This is a genomic window from Pseudomonas neuropathica, from assembly GCF_051174785.1.
Taxonomy (GTDB): domain Bacteria; phylum Pseudomonadota; class Gammaproteobacteria; order Pseudomonadales; family Pseudomonadaceae; genus Aquipseudomonas; species Aquipseudomonas neuropathica_A.
This window is the reverse complement of sequence record NZ_CP195111.1, coordinates 310,555-327,927: the sequence shown is the minus strand read 5'-3', so window position 1 is coordinate 327,927 and position 17,373 is coordinate 310,555. Positions and strand designations below refer to the sequence as shown.

The window sequence follows — 17,373 nt, the reverse complement described above, 5'->3', positions numbered from 1 at the left end:
TCAATGCAGTGACTGATTATTTTGAATCAGAGAGCCATTCGCGAGCAGGCTCGCTCCCACAATGATTGCGCAAGGTTCAGAAAGCCCCATTCCAGAGGCATCTCGGACGATCGAACAAGCGTTTCATCGGGTTGATGGCCAATTGCTCACTTTGACAGTGCGTTCTTCTGCGCAATCAGTACAATCGCCGCATTTGCCCGACCGAGAATGGACGCAATCCGCGTTGGGTGGCCACGAGAAATCCCATGCTCATCGGTAGTTATTCTTCCACCCTGGTTTTCATTTCGTTGTGCGTGGCGATTCTCGCTTCCTACACCGCGCTTGACCTCACTGGTCGCATTGCCACGGCCAAGGGCCGGGCGGTGCATTTCTGGACCGCCGGCGGAGCGTTTGCCATGGGTATCGGCGTCTGGTCGATGCACTTCATTGGCATGCTCGCCTTCAAACTGCCGATCGATCTGGGCTATGACGTCACCCTGACGGCGCTGTCGTTGCTGATCGCGGTGTTGTCCTGCGGATTTGCCTTGTGGCTGGTCAGCCAGCCGAAACTGCCGGTTCTGCAACTGGCGTTCGGCGCACTGATCATGGGAGCCGGAATCAGTGCCATGCATTACACCGGCATGGCGGCGATGCGCATGACCCCGGGGATCGACTACGACCCGACGCTGTTTGGTGCCTCATTGCTGATTGCCGTTGGCGCGTCGGCGGCGGCGCTGTGGATCGCCTTTCGTCTGCGTCAACATTCTCCTTATGTGCGGCTGATTCGTGGCGGCGCGGCGATCATCATGGGCATCGCCATTGTCGGCATGCATTACACCGGCATGGCCGCCGCGCAGTTCCCTGACGGCAGTTTCTGTGGCGCCACCGTCAATGGCTTGAAGGGCAACGGCCTCGACAGCCTGGTGTTGATCACCACGTTGGCGGTGCTGTCGATTGCCTTGCTCACATCGATTCTCGACGCCCGCCTCGAAGCGCGTACTGCTGATCTCGCGCACTCGTTGACCGTGGCCAACCGCGAACTCACGCAACTGGCCTTGCACGACACCCTGACCGGTCTGCCGAACCGCATGCTGCTGGACGACCGGATCAATCAGGCGATGAAAAAGGTCAACGAGCAGGGCGGCTGCTTTGCCTTGATGTTCATCGATCTGGACGGCTTCAAACCGGTCAATGATGCGTTCGGTCACCACATGGGCGATGAGTTGTTGCGCGAAGTCGGTGTGCGTCTGCGTGAAGACTTGCGCAGCCTCGACACACTGGCGCGGATCGGTGGCGATGAATTCGTCCTGCTGGTGCGCCTGAGCGAACCGAATGATGCATTGGGGCTGGCGGCGCGTCAGGTCGGCCTGATCGCGCAATCATTCCGCGTCGCCGAACATGACTTGCAGATCTCCGCCAGCGTCGGCATTGCTCTGTATCCAGGCAATGGTCAGAGCGCGCAGGAACTGCTGATGAATGCCGACGCGGCGATGTACCACGCCAAGGGCGGCGGCAAAAACGGTTACAGTTTCTTCGATGCATCGATGAACAACAATGCACGCAAACAGTTGCAGTTATTGCAGGACCTGCGTGCGGCACTGGAACACAGTCAGTTCAGCTTGCATTACCAGCCCAAATTCGACGCCGCCAACGGCCGTCCGGTCGGGGCCGAAGCGCTGCTGCGCTGGCAACACCCGGTCCACGGCATGCTGATGCCGGACAAGTTTATCGACCTGGCCGAAAAAACCGGCCTGATCATCCCGATTGGCGACTGGGTGCTCAATGAAGCCTGTCGGCAGATGCGCGAGTGGTTCGTGCTCGGTTACACCGATTGGCGTATCGCGGTGAATCTGTCGGCGTTGCAGTTCTGCCACACCGGGCTGGTGCGCAGCGTGGCCAAGGCCTTGGCCACTCACCACTTGCCGGCCAACAGCCTGACCCTGGAAATCACCGAAACCACGGCGATGAGCGATGCCGATGCAAGCATGACGGTGTTGCAGGAGTTGTCGGACATGGGCGTCGACCTGTCGATCGATGACTTCGGCACCGGTTATTCCAGCCTGATGTACCTCAAGCGCTTGCCGGCCAACGAGCTGAAGATCGACCGAGGTTTTGTTCGCGATCTGGAGCATGACAGTGACGATGCAGCTATTGTTTCGGCGATCGTTGCGCTGGGGCAGGCGCTCGGTTTGCGCATTGTCGCTGAAGGTGTCGAAACCGGGGTGCAGCAGCAGTTCTTGACGCAGTTGGGTTGTGATTCGCTGCAGGGTTATCTGCTGGGGCATCCGATGCCGGCGGAAAAATTCATGCAGGACATTGCGCGTGGCAAGCAGGTGGCGGCGGTCTGATCGACCGCGTTATCGTTCTTCGCGAGCAGGCTCGTTCCCACATTTGGAATGCATACCCCCTGTGGGAGCGAGCCTGCTCGCGAAGGCGTCCGGCCAGACAAAACAGAGCTCATGCAAAACCCGTCAATGGCGGTTATTCTTCACCCCGACTGTTACGTGTGCATTGGGGGAGAAAGGCCAGCATGGATAAAGTCATTGTGATCACCGGCGGCGGGCGCGGAATTGGCGCCGCTACGGCGCTGTTGGCTGCCGAGCAAGGCTATCGGATCTGCATCAACTATCAGTCGGATGAACAGGCCGCGCAAAGCGTGCTGGAGCAAGTCCGCGCATTGGGCGCACAAGCCATCGCCGTGCGCGCTGACGTCAGCATCGAAGACGAAGTGATCGCGCTGTTCCAGCGGGTCGACACTGAATTGGGCCGTGTTACTGCGCTGGTGAATAATGCCGGTACCGTCGGACACAAATCGCGGGTCGACGAAATGTCCGAATTCCGCATTCTGAAAATCATGAAAACCAATGTTCTGGCACCGATCCTCTGCGCCAAGCACGCGATCCTGCGCATGTCGCCCAAGCACGGCGGGCAGGGTGGAAGTATCGTCAACGTGTCGTCGGTGGCCGCGCGTCTCGGTTCGCCCAACGAATACGTCGATTACGCTGCCTCCAAAGGCGCACTCGATACCTTTACCATCGGTTTGTCCAAGGAAGTGGCAGGCGAAGGGATTCGGGTCAATGCGGTGCGGCCTGGTTACATCTACACCGATTTCCACGCCTTGAGTGGCGATCCGGACCGGGTCAGCAAGCTGGAGTCGGCGATTCCGATGGCCCGTGGCGGGCGGCCGGATGAAGTGGCGGAGGCGATTGTCTGGTTGTTGTCGGATAAAGCGTCGTATGCGACCGGGACGTTTGTTGATTTGGGTGGCGGGCGTTAAGTCCAGAGAGTTTCGCTGTCAGGTCGGCCCTCTTCGCGAGCAGGCTCGCTCCCACCCTGGATTTGTGCCGGACACAGAACCAATGTGGGAGCCTGCTCGCGAAGGCAATAGCCCAGACAACACAGGACTGTCAGAACGACCGCACAATCCGCCCCAATGTCTCCATGGCTTTTTCCGAGTCTTCAGTCCACGGACTGCCGTAATTCAACCGAATACAATTCCTGAACCGCTGCGTCGGCGAGAAAATCGGCCCCGGCGCGATGCTGATGCCTTGCGCCAACGCCATCTGAAACAACTTCAGCGAATCCATCTGCGGCGGTAATTCCAGCCACAGAAAGTAGCCTCCCGCCGGTTGGCTCACGCGTGTCTGTGCCGGAAAATAACGGGCAATCGCAGCGAGCATCGCGCTCTGCTGTTCTTCCAGTGCGTAACGCAGTTTGCGCAGATGCCGGTCGTAGCCGCCGTGTTGCAAATAATCGGCAATCGCCGCTTGCGCCGGCATCGAGGCGCACAGCGAGGTCATCAGTTTCAGTCGTTCGATTTTCTGCGCGTAGCGCCCGGCGGCGACCCAACCGATGCGGTAGCCGGGGGCCAGGCTTTTGGCGAACGAGCCGCAGTGCATCACCAGACCTTCGGTGTCGAAGGCCTTGGCCGGTTTCGGCGCCTGCTGACCGTAATAGAGTTCGGCGTAAACGTCGTCTTCAATCAGCGGCACCTGATGGCGGCGGAGCAGTTCGACCAGCTCCTGTTTCTTCGCCTCGGGCATGGTTGCGCCCATCGGGTTCTGGAAACTGGTCATGCACCAGCAGGCTTTGATCGGGTGGCGTTCAAGGGTTTGCGCGAGGACGCCGAGGTCGATGCCGTCGCGCGGGTGCACGGGGATTTCCACGGCTTTGAGTTTCAGTCGTTCCAGTACTTGCAGGCTGGCGTAGAACGCCGGGGCTTCGATGGCCACCAGGTCGCCGGGTTCGGTCACCGCTTGCAGGCACAGGTTCAACGCTTCGAGGGCGCCGTTGGTGATCAGCAGTTCTTCCATTGGCAGCATCAGGCCGCCGACCATGTAACGCAGGGCGATCTGCCGGCGCAGTTGCGGATTGCCCGGCGACATGTCGGTGACGACCATGCGCGGATCCATCTCCCGGGCGGCGCTGGCCAGCGAGCGCGACAGGCGCTGCAGCGGGAACAGGGTGGGGCTGGGGAATGCCGAGCCGAATGGTACGGTGCTCGGGTCCTTGATCGAATCGAGGACCGAGAACACCAGTTCGCTGACGTCGACTTCGGTGGAGTCGTTGACGTGGCTGCTGATCACCGGCTCCGAGAACGGACTCGGCGCGTGGGTGTTGACGAAGTAGCCGGAGCGCGGTCGGGCGCGGATCAGGCCACGGCGTTCAAGCAGGTAATAGGCCTGGAATACTGTGGACGGGCTGACTCCGTAGGTCTGGCTGGCGTAACGCACCGAAGGCACGCGCTGGCCGGGGCCGAGGACGCCGGAGCGGATCAGTTCAGCGATGTCGTCGGCGAATTTTTCGTAGCGTTTCATCGAGGAGCCTTGGTGCTGGTTGATGATGAGGTGTGTCAGGAGAACTGCCCCTCACCCTAGCCCTCTCCCAGAGGGAGAGGGGACTGATTGGGGGATGCTTGCTAAATACACCGACCTGAAAGTGTTTTGCTGAATCCATAATCGATTCGGCCTGAGAAGGTTTTGCGGAATCTATAATCGCCTCGGTCTGTCAGGTCGATGTATAGCGACAGACACCTCGGTCGGCCCCCTCTACCCCTGGGAGAGGGCTGGGGTGAGGGAGCGGATTCTAACGGCTCAACGATTCATCGGCGCAACAAACCTGCTCTTCGCCACGCTGTAAACCTCAGGCTCATCGCTGTCGGCAATCTTGAAACTCAAGGTCTGCGAGCTGCTGGCCGGGCGCTCCGTGGTCATCGCCACCGACACCGGCACATCGACAATTTCCCCCGGTGCCAGGCTCAGCTCAGTCTTGCCTTGCAACTGGAAGCCGTCGCCATCCACCAAGCTGAGGTTGTAGTCCTGACGTTGCTGGGTCTTGTTGATGACTTTAAGGCTATAGATGTTTTCGATCTGACCCTGACCGTTTTCACGAAACAAGCCGCGATCCTTGGTCACGTCCAGCGAGACCATCGGCCGCTCGACCAACGCCAGCGCCAATGCGCCGATCATCGCCACCAGCACCACGGTGTAGCCGATCAGACGCGGACGCAGCAGATGGGTCTTGCCTCCCTGCAATTCGCGCTCGGAACTGTAGCGGATCAAGCCGCGCGGGTAGTTCATTTTGTCCATGATCGAGTCGCAGGCGTCGATGCACGCGGCGCAACCGATGCATTCCATCTGCAAACCGTCGCGGATGTCGATGCCGGTCGGGCAGACCTGCACGCACAACTGACAGTCGATGCAATCGCCCAGGCCGGCTTCAACGGGTTTCACGTCGCGTTTACGCGGGCCACGGTTTTCGCCACGGGCGACGTCATAGGAAATCGCCAGGGTGTCCTTGTCGAACATAACACTCTGGAACCGCGCATACGGGCACATGTGCATGCACACCGCTTCACGCAGCCAGCCGGCGTTGATGTAAGTCGCGGCGGTGAAGAACAGCACCCAGAACAGGCTGACGCCGCCAATCTGTAACGTCAGCAGTTCTTCGGCCAGTGGCCGGATCGGCGTGAAGTAACCGACAAAGGTCAGGCCGGTCAGCACGCTGATCGCTAGCCACAAGGTGTGCTTGGCCGCGCGGCGTGCCAGTTTGTTCAGGCTCCACGGCGCGGCGTGCAGTTTGATCCGTTGGTTGCGCTCGCCTTCAGTGATCTTCTCGCACCACATGAAAATCCACGTCCACGAACTCTGCGGGCAGGTGTAGCCGCACCAGACCCGGCCGGCAAACACGGTGATGGCGAACAGGCCGAAAGCAGCGATGATCAGCAGCGCGGACAGCAGAATGAAATCCTGCGGCCAGAACGTCGCGCCGAAGATGTGAAATTTGCTTTCGGAAAGATCCCAGAGCACCGCCTGACGTCCGCCCCAGTTCAGCCACACGGTGCCGAAAAACAGCAGAAACAGAAAACCCGCGCCGCTCATGCGCAGGGTGCGGAACAGGCCAGTGAAACTGCGGGTGTGGATCTGATTGTCGCTGGATCTGGCCGTCGCCTTCATTGGGCGTGCGGGCACACTTTTAATGGTTGGCGTTGCTTCTACGGTTCGGACGGGGATTTGTTCGCTCATGGTTAGTCGCTCATCAGCCTCCATCAGGCCAGAGCACTATGAGCGTCGATCTGTTTGCATAACAGACTCAGGTATTTCAATAAAAAGCGGATCAGATGCGATTGTGCGCTGCGCCTGCGACAACTTGAAGCAACCCGCAGACAAAGGCGCAAACGCCTATCGTAGACATTTGCGCCAGGTGTTGACCAGGGTCAGTCAAATCACCGAATCACTCTCGTCGGCTTTCAGGTGTTTGCGTCCGTCCTTGGCGCCGGCGACGGTCAATGCGTCAGCCTCGGCTTCAGTGACATAAACGCGGCGGCCTTCTATTTCAACGAACGACATTGCCTTGTCGCTATCGGTCTTGACTTCCAGGGTGTCGCAAATGCGGATTTCCTCGCCATTCTCGACGGTGAAAAAACACACTTTTTGTTCGGGATTGGATTCATCGACTCGAAGGGGCATGGGGGCAGTCCTTTTTCAGGGGGGGTCTGAAAGGTTAGGGCGCACGCTGCGGCGATCGTTCTGCGCAACTGATTAATGGTCACTGCTGTCCATCCTTTATAGACCCTTGGAAAGGACTGCCGGATGAACGCGTGGTGGCATGAAGTGTGGGAAACCCTGCAAGCGGAATTCGCTGACGTCGGCGATGCCTCGCAACTGACGCGGATTACCGTGCGCCTGCTGATGGCGGCGATTCTGGGTGGCATTCTCGGGTTTGAACGCGAGCACAAAGGCAAGGCTGCCGGGGTGCGCACGCATATGTTGGTGGCGCTCGGCGCAGCGCTGTTTGTGCTGGTGCCGCAGACGTCGGGGGCAGAGTCGGATGCGATGAGCCGCGTGGTGCAAGGGGTGATCGCCGGGATCGGCTTTCTCGGTGCCGGCACTATCCTGAAAAACAAGGAAGGCGATGAAGGTCACGTCAAAGGCCTGACCACGGCTGCCGGGCTGTGGATGACGGCGGCCATTGGTGTCGCGGCCGGGCTGGGCAGGGAAGCGACGGCGCTGCTCAGTACCTTTCTGGCGCTGGGGATTTTCAGCGTGATGCCGCGGATCGTGAAGCTCTTCGAAAAAGAAGAGGAAAAGACCGATGACCACTGATCATTCCTGCGCCGGATGATCGTTCCCACGCTCTGCGTGGGAATGCCTCAATGGACGCTCCGCGTCCGCTTTGGGACGCGGAGCGTCCCAGGCTGCATTCCCACGCGGAGCGTGGGAACGATCAGTTAGACGATGACTGGCGGCATGGTCGTTGGCGGTTCTTCTTTCGGCGGTGGCGTGGTGCCGGGCGGTTCCTGCTCCGGAACCGGCGGCGGCTCGGTCTCGGGCAGCGTGGGTTTGTCGATATTCGGATCAGGCGTTTCGGCCGGGATCGGGATGTTCATCTGATGACCTCCGTGTGGCACATGGCGTGAGACGTGCTTAAGTGGATTGACCACCCTGCAGGCAATTCGATCCGCTTTTCTGACACGGCAATTTCATCTGAACTTTTCCCGGCGCCGGTCGCTCGGAACCTAAGTGAGTTCATTTCGGGGCAGGTGCTTCGTTGTGAACACTGATCCGGCACAAGAGCGTCCTTGGGGCGTTAAGGAGAGATGCTCAATGACTGCTGAAAGACCTTCTGAACTGAGCTACAACCCGCACATGCCGCTGTCGCAGGCGTTACTGCTGCCGCGCATTGCCATCGAAAACACCATGCCGACACTCGAGGGCGGGCAGTTCGCCGTGAAGTCGATTGCCGGCCGCGAGGTGGTGGTCACCAGCAAGGTGTTTGCCGACGGTCACGACAAACTCGCGGTGCGCATCCGCTGGCGCGAGGAAGGTGAGGAAACCTGGCAAAGCGAGGTCATGGCCGATCAGGGCAATAACGGCTGGCAAGGCCAGTTCCGCCCTGAACGACAGGGGCGCTTCCTCTATTGCATCGAAGCGTGGATCGATCAATTCGCCAGTTTCCAGTACGAACTGGAGAAGAAACACAACGCTGCCGTCCCGGTGTCGCTGGAGTTGCAGGAAGGTCGAACCATGGTGCAACAGGCCGCCGAACGCAGCGAAGGTCAGCTCAGCGAACAGCTCGCTGCGTTGCACCACGAATTGTCCGGATTGCTCGAAACCGAGCAGGTCGCGTTGTTTCTGCACTCGCGCAGTGCGCAGTTGATGGCTGAAGCCGATCATCGCGCCTACTTGAGCGTCAGTCCTGAGTTCCCGGTGGACGTCGAGCGTGAACTGGCGGAATTTGCCAGTTGGTACGAGCTGTTTCCGCGTTCGATCACCGACGATCCGCACCGGCACGGCACCTTCAATGACGTGCACGCGCGCTTGCCGATGATTCAGGACATGGGCTTCGACGTGCTGTACTTCACGCCGATCCACCCGATTGGCCGCGCGCATCGCAAAGGGCGCAACAATTCCCTCACCGCCGGCCCCGATGACCCGGGCAGCCCTTATGCCATCGGCAGTGAGGAGGGCGGCCACAAGGCCATTCACTCGCAACTCGGCACCCGCGAAGACTTCCGCCGACTGGTGGCCGCTGCCGCCGATCATGGGTTGGAAATCGCTCTCGATTTTGCCATCCAGTGTTCCCAGGATCACCCGTGGCTCAAGCAGCATCCGGGCTGGTTCAACTGGCGCCCGGACGGCACGATCAAATACGCGGAAAATCCGCCGAAGAAATATCAGGACATCGTCAACGTCGACTTCTATGCGCCGGACGCGATTCCGAGCCTGTGGGTCGAATTGCGCGATATCGTCATCGGCTGGGTCGAGGAGGGCGTGAAGATCTTCCGCGTCGACAATCCGCACACCAAACCGCTGCCGTTCTGGCAGTGGCTGATTGCCGATGTGCGCACGTTGTACCCGGAAGTGATCTTTCTCGCCGAGGCCTTCACCACGCCAGCCATGATGGCGCGGCTGGGCAAGGTCGGTTACACCCAGAGCTACACCTATTTCACCTGGCGTAATACCAAAGCCGAGCTGGCGACCTATTTCGCCGAATTGAACGAATCGCCGTGGCGCGAATGCTACCGGCCGAACTTCTTCGTCAATACGCCCGATATCAACCCGGCGTTCCTGCACGAATCCGGGCGCCCGGGGTTTTTGATCCGCGCCGCGCTGGCAACCATGGGTTCGGGACTGTGGGGGATGTATTCGGGGTTCGAACTGTGTGAGTCGGCGCCGGTACCGGGCAAAGAGGAATACCTCGACTCGGAGAAGTACGAGATCCGTGTCCGCGACTTCACAGCGCCGGGCAACATCATTGCCGAAATCGCCCAGCTCAACCGTATCCGCCGGCAGAACCCGGCGCTGCACACGCATTTGGGTCTGAAGGTCTACAACGCCTGGAACGACAACATTCTCTACTTTGGCAAGCGCAGCTTTGATGGCAGCAACTTCATTCTGGTGGCGGTCAGCCTAGATCCGCACAACGTGCAGGAGGCGAATTTCGAACTGCCGCTGTGGGAAATGGGCCTGCCCGACGATGCGACGACCCACGGCGAAGACTTGATGAACGGGCATCGCTGGGACTGGCATGGCAAATACCAGTTCATGCGCCTGGACCCGGCGTATCAGCCGTTCGGCATCTGGCGAATTACTGCCTGAACACAGATCCCCCTGTGGGAGCGAGCCTGCTCGCGAAAGCAATTTTGCAGGCGACATTTTTGCTGAATGTTAATCCGCATTCGCGAGCAGGCTCGCTCCCACAGGTTGCTCATTGAGTTGGAGTCAGGTGATCGACTCACGGCTTTTCTAGAATTGAACAGGAGTTTCACATGGCGAAGAAACCCAAGGCAGCCACCTTTATCAAAGACCCGCTCTGGTACAAGGACGCGGTGATCTATCAAGTTCACGTCAAATCGTTTTTCGACTCCAACAATGACGGGATCGGCGACTTTCCCGGCCTGATCGCCAAGCTCGATTACATCGCCGACCTCGGCGTCAACACCATCTGGCTACTGCCTTTCTACCCGTCACCACGCCGTGATGACGGCTACGACATCGCCGAATACCGCGGCGTGCATAGCGATTACGGGACCATGGCCGACGCCAAGCGCTTTATCGCCGAGGCGCACAAACGCGGCTTGCGGGTGATCACCGAGCTGGTCATCAACCACACCTCGGACCAGCACCCGTGGTTCCAGCGCGCACGCAAGGCCAAACCTGGTTCGGCGGCGCGAGACTTCTACGTGTGGTCGGATGACGATCAAAAGTACGATGGCACGCGGATCATTTTTCTCGACACGGAAAAATCCAACTGGACCTGGGACCCAGTCGCGGGCCAGTACTTCTGGCACCGTTTCTATTCGCACCAGCCCGATCTGAATTTCGACAACCCGCAAGTGATGAAAGCCGTGCTCTCGGTGATGCGCTACTGGCTGGACATGGGCATCGATGGTCTGCGTCTCGACGCGATCCCGTACCTGATCGAGCGCGACGGGACCAATAACGAAAACCTTCCCGAAACCCACGACGTCCTCAAGCAGATCCGCGCCGAGATCGACGCCAATTACCCCGACCGCATGCTGCTCGCCGAAGCCAACCAATGGCCGGAAGACACGCAGCTGTACTTCGGTGATACCGATGCTGCAGGCCTCAACGGCGATGAATGCCATATGGCGTTTCACTTCCCGTTGATGCCGCGCATGTACATGGCGCTGGCGCAGGAAGATCGCTTCCCGATCACCGATATTTTGCGCCAGACCCCGGAAATTCCTGCCAACTGCCAGTGGGCGATCTTCCTGCGCAACCACGATGAGCTGACGCTGGAAATGGTCACCGACAAAGAACGTGACTATCTGTGGAACTACTACGCCGCTGATCGTCGCGCGCGGATCAACCTCGGTATTCGTCGGCGTCTGGCGCCGTTGATGGAGCGCGATCGTCGCCGCATCGAATTGCTCAACAGCCTGCTGTTGTCGATGCCGGGCACGCCGACCCTGTATTACGGCGATGAAATCGGCATGGGCGACAACATCTACCTCGGCGACCGCGACGGTGTGCGTACGCCGATGCAATGGTCGATCGACCGCAACGGCGGCTTCTCCCGCGCCGATCCGGCGAGTCTGGTGCTGCCGCCGATCATGGATCCGCAGTACGGTTATCTGTCGGTCAACGTCGAAACCCAGTCCGGCGACCCCCATTCGCTGTTGAACTGGACCCGCCGTCTGCTCGCGGTGCGCAAACAGTCCAAGGCCTTTGGCCGTGGCACCTTGAAGATGCTCTCGCCGAACAACCGTCGCGTGCTGGCTTACACCCGCGAATTCACTGATGTCGACGGCAAACATGAAATCATCCTGTGCGTGGCCAACGTCTCGCGCAGTGCGCAAGCGGTGGAGCTGGACCTGTCGGCCTACGTCGGCATGGTGCCGGTGGAGATGCTCGGCGGTAACGCGTTCCCGCCGATTGGCCAGTTGAATTTCCTCCTGACCCTGGCGCCGTACGGTTTCTACTGGTTCGCGCTGGCGGCGGAAAACCAGATGCCGAGCTGGCACGTGGAACCGGCGCAGAGCCTGCCGGACTTCACCACGCTGGTGCTGAAAAAACGCATGGAAGAACTGCTCGAAGCGCCGTCGCGTACGACGCTGGAGCAAAGCATCCTGCCGAGCTGGCTGCAGAATCGCCGGTGGTTCGCCGGTAAGGATGCGGCCATCGACAAAGTGCATCTGGCCTACGGCGTGCGCTTCGGCGATGCGCAGCATCCGGTGCTGCTCAGCGAGATTGAAGTGACCAGTGGCGGACAGACCAGTCGCTATCAGCTGCCGTTCGGCTTTATTGCCGAAGATCAGGTTGGCCCGGCGTTGCCGCAGCAATTGGCCTTGTCCCGTGTACGCCGAGTGCGACAGGTCGGTCTGATCACCGATGCCTTCAGTCTTGAAGCGTTTATTCGTGCGGTGCTGCAAGGCATGCACAACAACACGGTATTGGAGTCGAGCGAGGGGGAAATCCGCTTCGCACCGACACCGCATCTGGAAAAACTCGGTCTGGGTGCCGAGTCGGAAGTGCGTTATCTGTCTGCCGAGCAATCGAACAGTTCGGTGGTGATCGGCAACAGCCTGGTGCTCAAGCTGATACGTAAAGTCGCTTCTGGCGTACACCCGGAACTGGAGATGAGCGCTTACCTGACCGAGGCCGGATTTGCCAATATCTCACCGCTGCTCGGCTCGGTGATTCGCCGCGATGCCAAGGGCGAGGACAATCTGCTGATGATCGCCCAAGGCTATCTGAGCAATCAGGGCGACGCCTGGGAATGGACGCAGAACAACCTCGAACGGGCGCTGCGCGATGAACTGGCCGATGCCATGTCCGAGCAGGAACAGCATTACAACGCCCTCGGCGAGTTGAGGGATTTTGCCGGCATGCTCGGTCAGCGTCTGGGTGAGATGCACAAGGTGCTCGCCGCGAAAACCGACAATCCCGACTTCGCCCCCCAGGTGTCGACGGCCAAGGATATGCAGGCGACGGGCAAGGATGTCGTCGCCCAGGTCGAGCACGCTTTTAAGCTGCTCAAGCAGCATCAGGGTGAACTCAGCGCAGCGGATCAGAAACTGGTGAAGAGGCTGGTCGACGAGAAGAAAACCATCCTCGCCCACGTGCAGGATCTGGCGAAAAAAGCCGTCGGTGGTTTGCGCATCCGCGTCCATGGCGATCTGCATTTGGGCCAGGTGCTGGTGATCAAGGGCGATGCCTATCTGATCGACTTCGAGGGTGAACCGGCGCGGCCATTGGCCGAGCGGCGTGGCAAACACAGTCCTTACAAGGATGTCAGCGGCGTGCTGCGCTCCTTCGATTACGCGGCAGCGATGACCATCAATGTGCACAACGTTGACCACAGCGCTGAGGCTGAAACCGCGCGGCGTCTGGTCGCCGAGCGTTATCTGCGTGAGGCCCGTGAGGCATTTGTTCAGGCATATCGCCGTGCGGCAGCTAGTCTTGATCATGCCTGGCAAGATCCTGAAGGTGCCGACGCCGCGCTTGCATTGTTCGGCCTGGAGAAGGCGGCCTATGAAGTGGCCTATGAAGCCGAAAATCGCCCCACGTGGCTGCCCGTGCCGTTGCACGGTTTGTATGGGTTATTGACGGGGCTTAAACCCTTTTCCGATCTTGGTGGAGAGTAGTCATGAGTTTCTCGAACAAGGAACAGGGTCAGGTCAAAGAAGCACTGCTGCCCTCGGCGAAAGATATCGATGCCTTGGTCCGCGCTGAACATCACGACCCTTTTTCCATTCTTGGCCCGCACGGCGATGGCGCTGGCGGGCAGTTCATTCGCGCTTATTTACCGGGTGCGTTGAGTGTCGTGGTGCTGGACAAGGACAGCGGCGAAGAACGCGGCCCACTGGAGCAGACTGAAACACCGGGGCTGTTTGTCGGCCATTTCGATCAGGCGCGGCCGTATCAGTTGCGCACGCGCTGGGCCGGCGGCGAGCAGGTTGCCGAGGATCCGTATAGCTTCGGCCAGTTGCTCGGTGAAATGGATTTGTATCTGTTCGCCGAAGGCAATCACCGTGACCTCAGCGCCTGCCTCGGTGCGCAGTTGAGAACCGTCGATGGTGTCGACGGCGTGCGCTTTGCGGTGTGGGCGCCGAATGCCCGGCGCGTGTCAGTGGTGGGGGATTTCAACGTCTGGGACGGCCGCCGCCATCCGATGCGTTTGCGTCATCCGTCCGGGGTCTGGGAATTGTTCATCCCGCGCTTGCAAGCGGGCGAGCTGTACAAATATGAAATTCTCGGCGCCCACGGGATTCTGCCGCTCAAGGCCGACCCGATGGCATTGGCGACCAGCCTGCCGCCGGACACCGCGTCGAAAGTCGCTGAGCCGCTGCAAATCGACTGGCAGGATCAGGACTGGATGAGCAGCCGTCGTGACCGCCAGAAACACTCGGCGCCGCTGTCAATCTATGAACTGCACGCCGGTTCCTGGCAATGCGAGCTGGATGATCTCGGCGAAGTGGCGCGTCAGTACACTTGGCCGGAATTGGCTGAGCGGCTGATTCCTTACGTCAAGGAGCTGGGCTTCACCCACATCGAACTGATGCCGATCATGGAGCACCCGTTCGGCGGTTCCTGGGGTTATCAGTTGCTCTCGCAATTTGCGCCGAGCGCGCGTTATGGCACGCCGGCGCAGTTTGCCGAATTCGTCGACGCCTGCCACCGGGCCGAGATCGGCGTGATTCTAGACTGGGTACCGGCGCATTTTCCGACCGATACCCACGGTCTTGCGCAGTTCGACGGCACTGCGCTGTACGAGTATGGCAACCCGCTGGAAGGCTTCCATCAGGATTGGGACACGCTGATTTACAACCTCGGGCGCACCGAGGTGCATGGCTACATGCTGGCCTCGGGGCTGCACTGGTTGAAGCATTTCCATGTCGATGGCTTGCGCGTCGATGCGGTGGCTTCAATGCTGTACCGCGACTATTCGCGCAAGGCCGGCGAATGGGTGCCGAACCGCCACGGTGGCCGCGAGAATCTGGAAGCCATCGACTTCCTCCGGCATTTGAACGACGTGGTCGAACTGGAAGCACCGGGCGCGCTGGTCATCGCTGAAGAATCCACCGCGTGGCCGGGTGTCAGCCAAAGCACGCAGCAGGGCGGTCTGGGTTTCGCCTACAAGTGGAACATGGGCTGGATGCACGATTCGCTGCATTACATTCAGCAGGATCCGGTATACCGCGCTCACCATCACAACGAGTTGAGTTTTGGCCTGGTCTACGCTTGGTCCGAGCGTTTCATCCTGCCGATCTCCCACGACGAAGTGGTGCACGGCAAGCATTCGCTGATCGACAAGATGCCGGGCGATCGCTGGCAGAAATTCGCCAACCTGCGCGCCTATTTGAGTTTCATGTGGACGCATCCGGGCAAAAAACTTTTGTTCATGGGCTGCGAGTTTGGCCAGTGGCGCGAGTGGAACCACGATCAACAGCTGGACTGGTATCTGCTGCAGTACTCCGAGCACAAAGGCGTGCAGAAACTGGTTGGCGATCTCAATCGGCTGTATCGCGAAGAGCCGGCGCTGCATGACCAGGACGACGCGCCACAGGGTTTTCAGTGGTTGATCGGCGATGATGCGATCAACAGCGTTTATGCCTGGTTGCGCTGGAGCAAGGAGGGTAAACCGGTGCTGGTGGTGGCCAACTTCACGCCGGTGCCACGTCAGGCTTATCGTGTTGGTGTGCCGTTTGCCGGGCGCTGGACTGAATTGCTCAACAGCGATGCCGACACCTATGCCGGTTCCAATTACGGCAATGGCGGCGGGGCGTTTACCGAGGAAGTGCCGAGCCATGGCCAGTCGTTGTCACTGGAACTGAACCTGCCGCCGTTGGCGGTGTTGATCCTCAAACCTGAGGGTTGATCCGAGACGGCAAAACCTGTGGGAGCGAGCTTGCTCGCGAAGGCGATATGTCAATCAACAATGATGTTGAACGTTACACCGCTTTCGCGAGCAAGCTCGCTCCCACAGGGACCTTCGGTGCCTGAAGATCACCAGCGCATCCGCACCCCAAGGCTGCCAATGATCCCGTTCAAATCATTGTCATCGACATCACTGCTGTAATCCGCACTCACGTACAGACTCACCGCCGGCGTCACCCGCGCCACCAGACCGAGGCCTAACTCGACGGTGGAGGACTTGCGGCTGCTGCTGATCTTGTCGACCTGATCCAGTGTCACGGTATTGCCGGTGTACACCGTGTGCCAGAGGTTGGTGCGCACATAGGGTTCGACCGGCAGACCATTCAGGTCGTAACTGCCTTTCAAGCGTGCGCCGACGCGGCCACTCCACGCCGTCAGATCGGAGGAAGAGGCATTGCCGGAACCGGCGTACGGCGTGTCGAGGGTGATGCGTTGATTGATCAACTGCGCCTGCGGTTCGACCACCCAGTTTTCACTCAGGCCAATCGGGAAGCCGCCCTCGACCGAGAAGGTCATCGCACTGCCTTCGGTGGCTTGCCGCGCGCCTTGGCCGTTGCGACTGAAGCCACTGACCCGGCCGCCACTGGCGGATAAATCCACGTGCCAGCCCTGGGCGCCGATCAGGCTGTAATAGGCGCCAAGGCTTTGGCCTTGCAGATTGAGGGTGTCACTGTTCGGGTCTGCCAGGGCGCGGCTGGTAAGCGGACCATTGCCATTGGCTTGAATCTGGTTGAGACCACCAATCAGGCCGATTTTCTGGGTATGGCTACCACTTTGCAGAGTCAACACGGCGGGGCCTTTGAAGTCACCACTGCCGGGCATCGCGTAGCCTGACGACAACACATCGGTTTGCGCCTGCCGGGCGCTTCTGCCGTACAGCTCATCCCAGGCCGACGGTGCGAGGTCTTCGGTCATCAAACGTGTGCCTTGCAGATCTGGCCGTGGGCTGAAGCGTTGCGGGCCGGGAGTGATGACGGTGGTGGGCAATGTCATCACGGGCACATCCGCGCGATACCAAGGGGTGGTTTCATCCGCTGCAGGACCGGCCTGCGCCTCCATGGATGAGCACAGCAAGATTGAACTCGACACTGTGCAGAAAGTGATTTTGATCTCGTGTGCGGTTATGGAAGTTTTCATGGAGGTCTACCTTGCAGGCGCATGCATTCTCTCTGTGTGGCGTCTCTCCTACCCCGAACGAGGGGCGACCGAATGGAGCGGGGCGAACCCTGGCCGCTCGATTTCGCGAGTGGCTGAAGGCTCGTCCCGGGTGGTGATTCCGGGGGTAGTAAGGTAGAGATAAGAAGAGTCGAGCGTAACCGTCAAGAAATTGAACGATGAGCGGTAGTGGCAAAACGGGCTTTGCAAGCGTTTGTTTTTCTGCACATAACTAAGTGGTTGTTTGTATGGAAAAACACAACGAAAGCCCCGAATCAGAGGCATTCAGTTACCGACAGATGGTCTGTCGGTAACGTTGAGCCGCCGAATGAGC

11 protein-coding genes are annotated in these 17,373 nt (G+C 59.6%); 6 read left to right on the top strand and 5 right to left on the bottom strand.

Features of this window, described 5'->3' with window-relative positions:
- The first annotated feature begins 245 nt into the window (after positions 1-245).
- Together ACRRSD_RS01455 and ACRRSD_RS01450 are read left to right on the top strand one after the other, a co-directional pair.
- Entirely contained in the window at positions 246-2,327 is a 2,082-nt protein-coding gene (locus ACRRSD_RS01455; RefSeq protein ID WP_435036801.1) for a putative bifunctional diguanylate cyclase/phosphodiesterase, read from the top strand.
- A 182-nt stretch (positions 2,328-2,509) separates the two neighbouring features.
- The gene (locus ACRRSD_RS01450; protein WP_003224509.1) at positions 2,510-3,256 is read left to right on the top strand and encodes an SDR family oxidoreductase; all 747 of its coding nucleotides are present in this window, start codon (positions 2,510-2,512) and stop codon (positions 3,254-3,256) included.
- A gap of 130 nt (positions 3,257-3,386) precedes the next feature.
- Here the strand turns inward: ACRRSD_RS01450 and mapR are convergent, their stop codons facing one another.
- The 3 genes from mapR to ACRRSD_RS01435 all read right to left on the bottom strand — a co-directional run bounded on the left by mapR (position 3,387) and on the right by ACRRSD_RS01435 (position 6,947).
- Positions 3,387-4,796, bottom strand: coding sequence for a GntR family transcriptional regulator MpaR (gene mapR, locus ACRRSD_RS01445; RefSeq protein WP_007919188.1), 1,410 nt, complete (start codon positions 4,794-4,796; stop codon positions 3,387-3,389).
- 276 nt (positions 4,797-5,072) lie between these two features.
- Complete coding sequence (gene ccoG, locus ACRRSD_RS01440) at positions 5,073-6,503, bottom strand: cytochrome c oxidase accessory protein CcoG (RefSeq protein WP_435036800.1); 1,431 nt, start codon at positions 6,501-6,503, stop codon at positions 5,073-5,075.
- A gap of 195 nt (positions 6,504-6,698) precedes the next feature.
- Complete coding sequence (locus ACRRSD_RS01435; RefSeq protein WP_435036799.1) at positions 6,699-6,947, bottom strand: DUF3203 family protein; 249 nt, start codon at positions 6,945-6,947, stop codon at positions 6,699-6,701.
- A 123-nt stretch (positions 6,948-7,070) separates the two neighbouring features.
- Here ACRRSD_RS01435 and ACRRSD_RS01430 point away from each other — a divergent pair, with 123 nt between their 5' ends.
- Positions 7,071-7,583, top strand: a complete 513-nt coding sequence (locus tag ACRRSD_RS01430; RefSeq protein ID WP_077572699.1) for an MgtC/SapB family protein — start codon at positions 7,071-7,073, stop codon at positions 7,581-7,583.
- 125 nt (positions 7,584-7,708) lie between these two features.
- Here the strand turns inward: ACRRSD_RS01430 and ACRRSD_RS01425 are convergent, their stop codons facing one another.
- Entirely contained in the window at positions 7,709-7,867 is a 159-nt protein-coding gene (locus tag ACRRSD_RS01425; RefSeq protein WP_186630428.1) for a hypothetical protein, read from the bottom strand.
- A gap of 217 nt (positions 7,868-8,084) precedes the next feature.
- Between ACRRSD_RS01425 and ACRRSD_RS01420 the strand changes: the two genes are divergently transcribed.
- The 3 genes from ACRRSD_RS01420 to glgB all read left to right on the top strand — a co-directional run bounded on the left by ACRRSD_RS01420 (position 8,085) and on the right by glgB (position 15,825).
- Positions 8,085-10,079 (top strand): alpha-1,4-glucan--maltose-1-phosphate maltosyltransferase, encoded by a 1,995-nt coding sequence (locus ACRRSD_RS01420; protein WP_435036798.1) that lies wholly within the window; start codon positions 8,085-8,087, stop codon positions 10,077-10,079.
- A 170-nt stretch (positions 10,080-10,249) separates the two neighbouring features.
- Positions 10,250-13,591, top strand: a complete 3,342-nt coding sequence (gene treS / locus ACRRSD_RS01415; protein WP_435036797.1) for a maltose alpha-D-glucosyltransferase — start codon at positions 10,250-10,252, stop codon at positions 13,589-13,591.
- Between the two features lie 2 nt (positions 13,592-13,593).
- Positions 13,594-15,825 carry a 1,4-alpha-glucan branching protein GlgB gene (gene glgB / locus ACRRSD_RS01410; RefSeq protein ID WP_435036796.1) on the top strand — a complete coding sequence of 744 codons (2,232 nt, stop codon included), beginning with the start codon at positions 13,594-13,596 and terminating at the stop codon, positions 15,823-15,825.
- Positions 15,826-15,953: 128 nt separating this feature from the next.
- Here glgB and ACRRSD_RS01405 read toward each other — a convergent pair whose 3' ends face one another.
- Positions 15,954-17,021: an autotransporter domain-containing protein gene (locus tag ACRRSD_RS01405; protein ID WP_435036795.1), complete on the bottom strand. Its 1,068-nt coding sequence runs from the start codon at positions 17,019-17,021 to the stop codon at positions 15,954-15,956.
- Positions 17,022-17,373 lie beyond the last annotated feature (352 nt).

What these genes read in the sequence shown, in the direction of transcription:
- treS (WP_435036797.1), top strand. Translation starts at nt 10,250, where the DNA reads ATGGCGAAGAAACCCAAGGCAGCCACCTTTATCAAAGACCCGCTCTGG.
- glgB (WP_435036796.1), top strand. Translation starts at nt 13,594, where the DNA reads ATGAGTTTCTCGAACAAGGAACAGGGTCAGGTCAAAGAAGCACTGCTG.
- ccoG (WP_435036800.1), bottom strand. Translation starts at nt 6,503, where the DNA reads ATGAGCGAACAAATCCCCGTCCGAACCGTAGAAGCAACGCCAACCATT.
- ACRRSD_RS01420 (WP_435036798.1), top strand. Translation starts at nt 8,085, where the DNA reads ATGACTGCTGAAAGACCTTCTGAACTGAGCTACAACCCGCACATGCCG.
- ACRRSD_RS01450 (WP_003224509.1), top strand. Translation starts at nt 2,510, where the DNA reads ATGGATAAAGTCATTGTGATCACCGGCGGCGGGCGCGGAATTGGCGCC.
- ACRRSD_RS01425 (WP_186630428.1), bottom strand. Translation starts at nt 7,867, where the DNA reads ATGAACATCCCGATCCCGGCCGAAACGCCTGATCCGAATATCGACAAA.
- mapR (WP_007919188.1), bottom strand. Translation starts at nt 4,796, where the DNA reads ATGAAACGCTACGAAAAATTCGCCGACGACATCGCTGAACTGATCCGC.
- ACRRSD_RS01455 (WP_435036801.1), top strand. Translation starts at nt 246, where the DNA reads ATGCTCATCGGTAGTTATTCTTCCACCCTGGTTTTCATTTCGTTGTGC.
- ACRRSD_RS01405 (WP_435036795.1), bottom strand. Translation starts at nt 17,021, where the DNA reads ATGAAAACTTCCATAACCGCACACGAGATCAAAATCACTTTCTGCACA.
- ACRRSD_RS01430 (WP_077572699.1), top strand. Translation starts at nt 7,071, where the DNA reads ATGAACGCGTGGTGGCATGAAGTGTGGGAAACCCTGCAAGCGGAATTC.
- ACRRSD_RS01435 (WP_435036799.1), bottom strand. Translation starts at nt 6,947, where the DNA reads ATGCCCCTTCGAGTCGATGAATCCAATCCCGAACAAAAAGTGTGTTTT.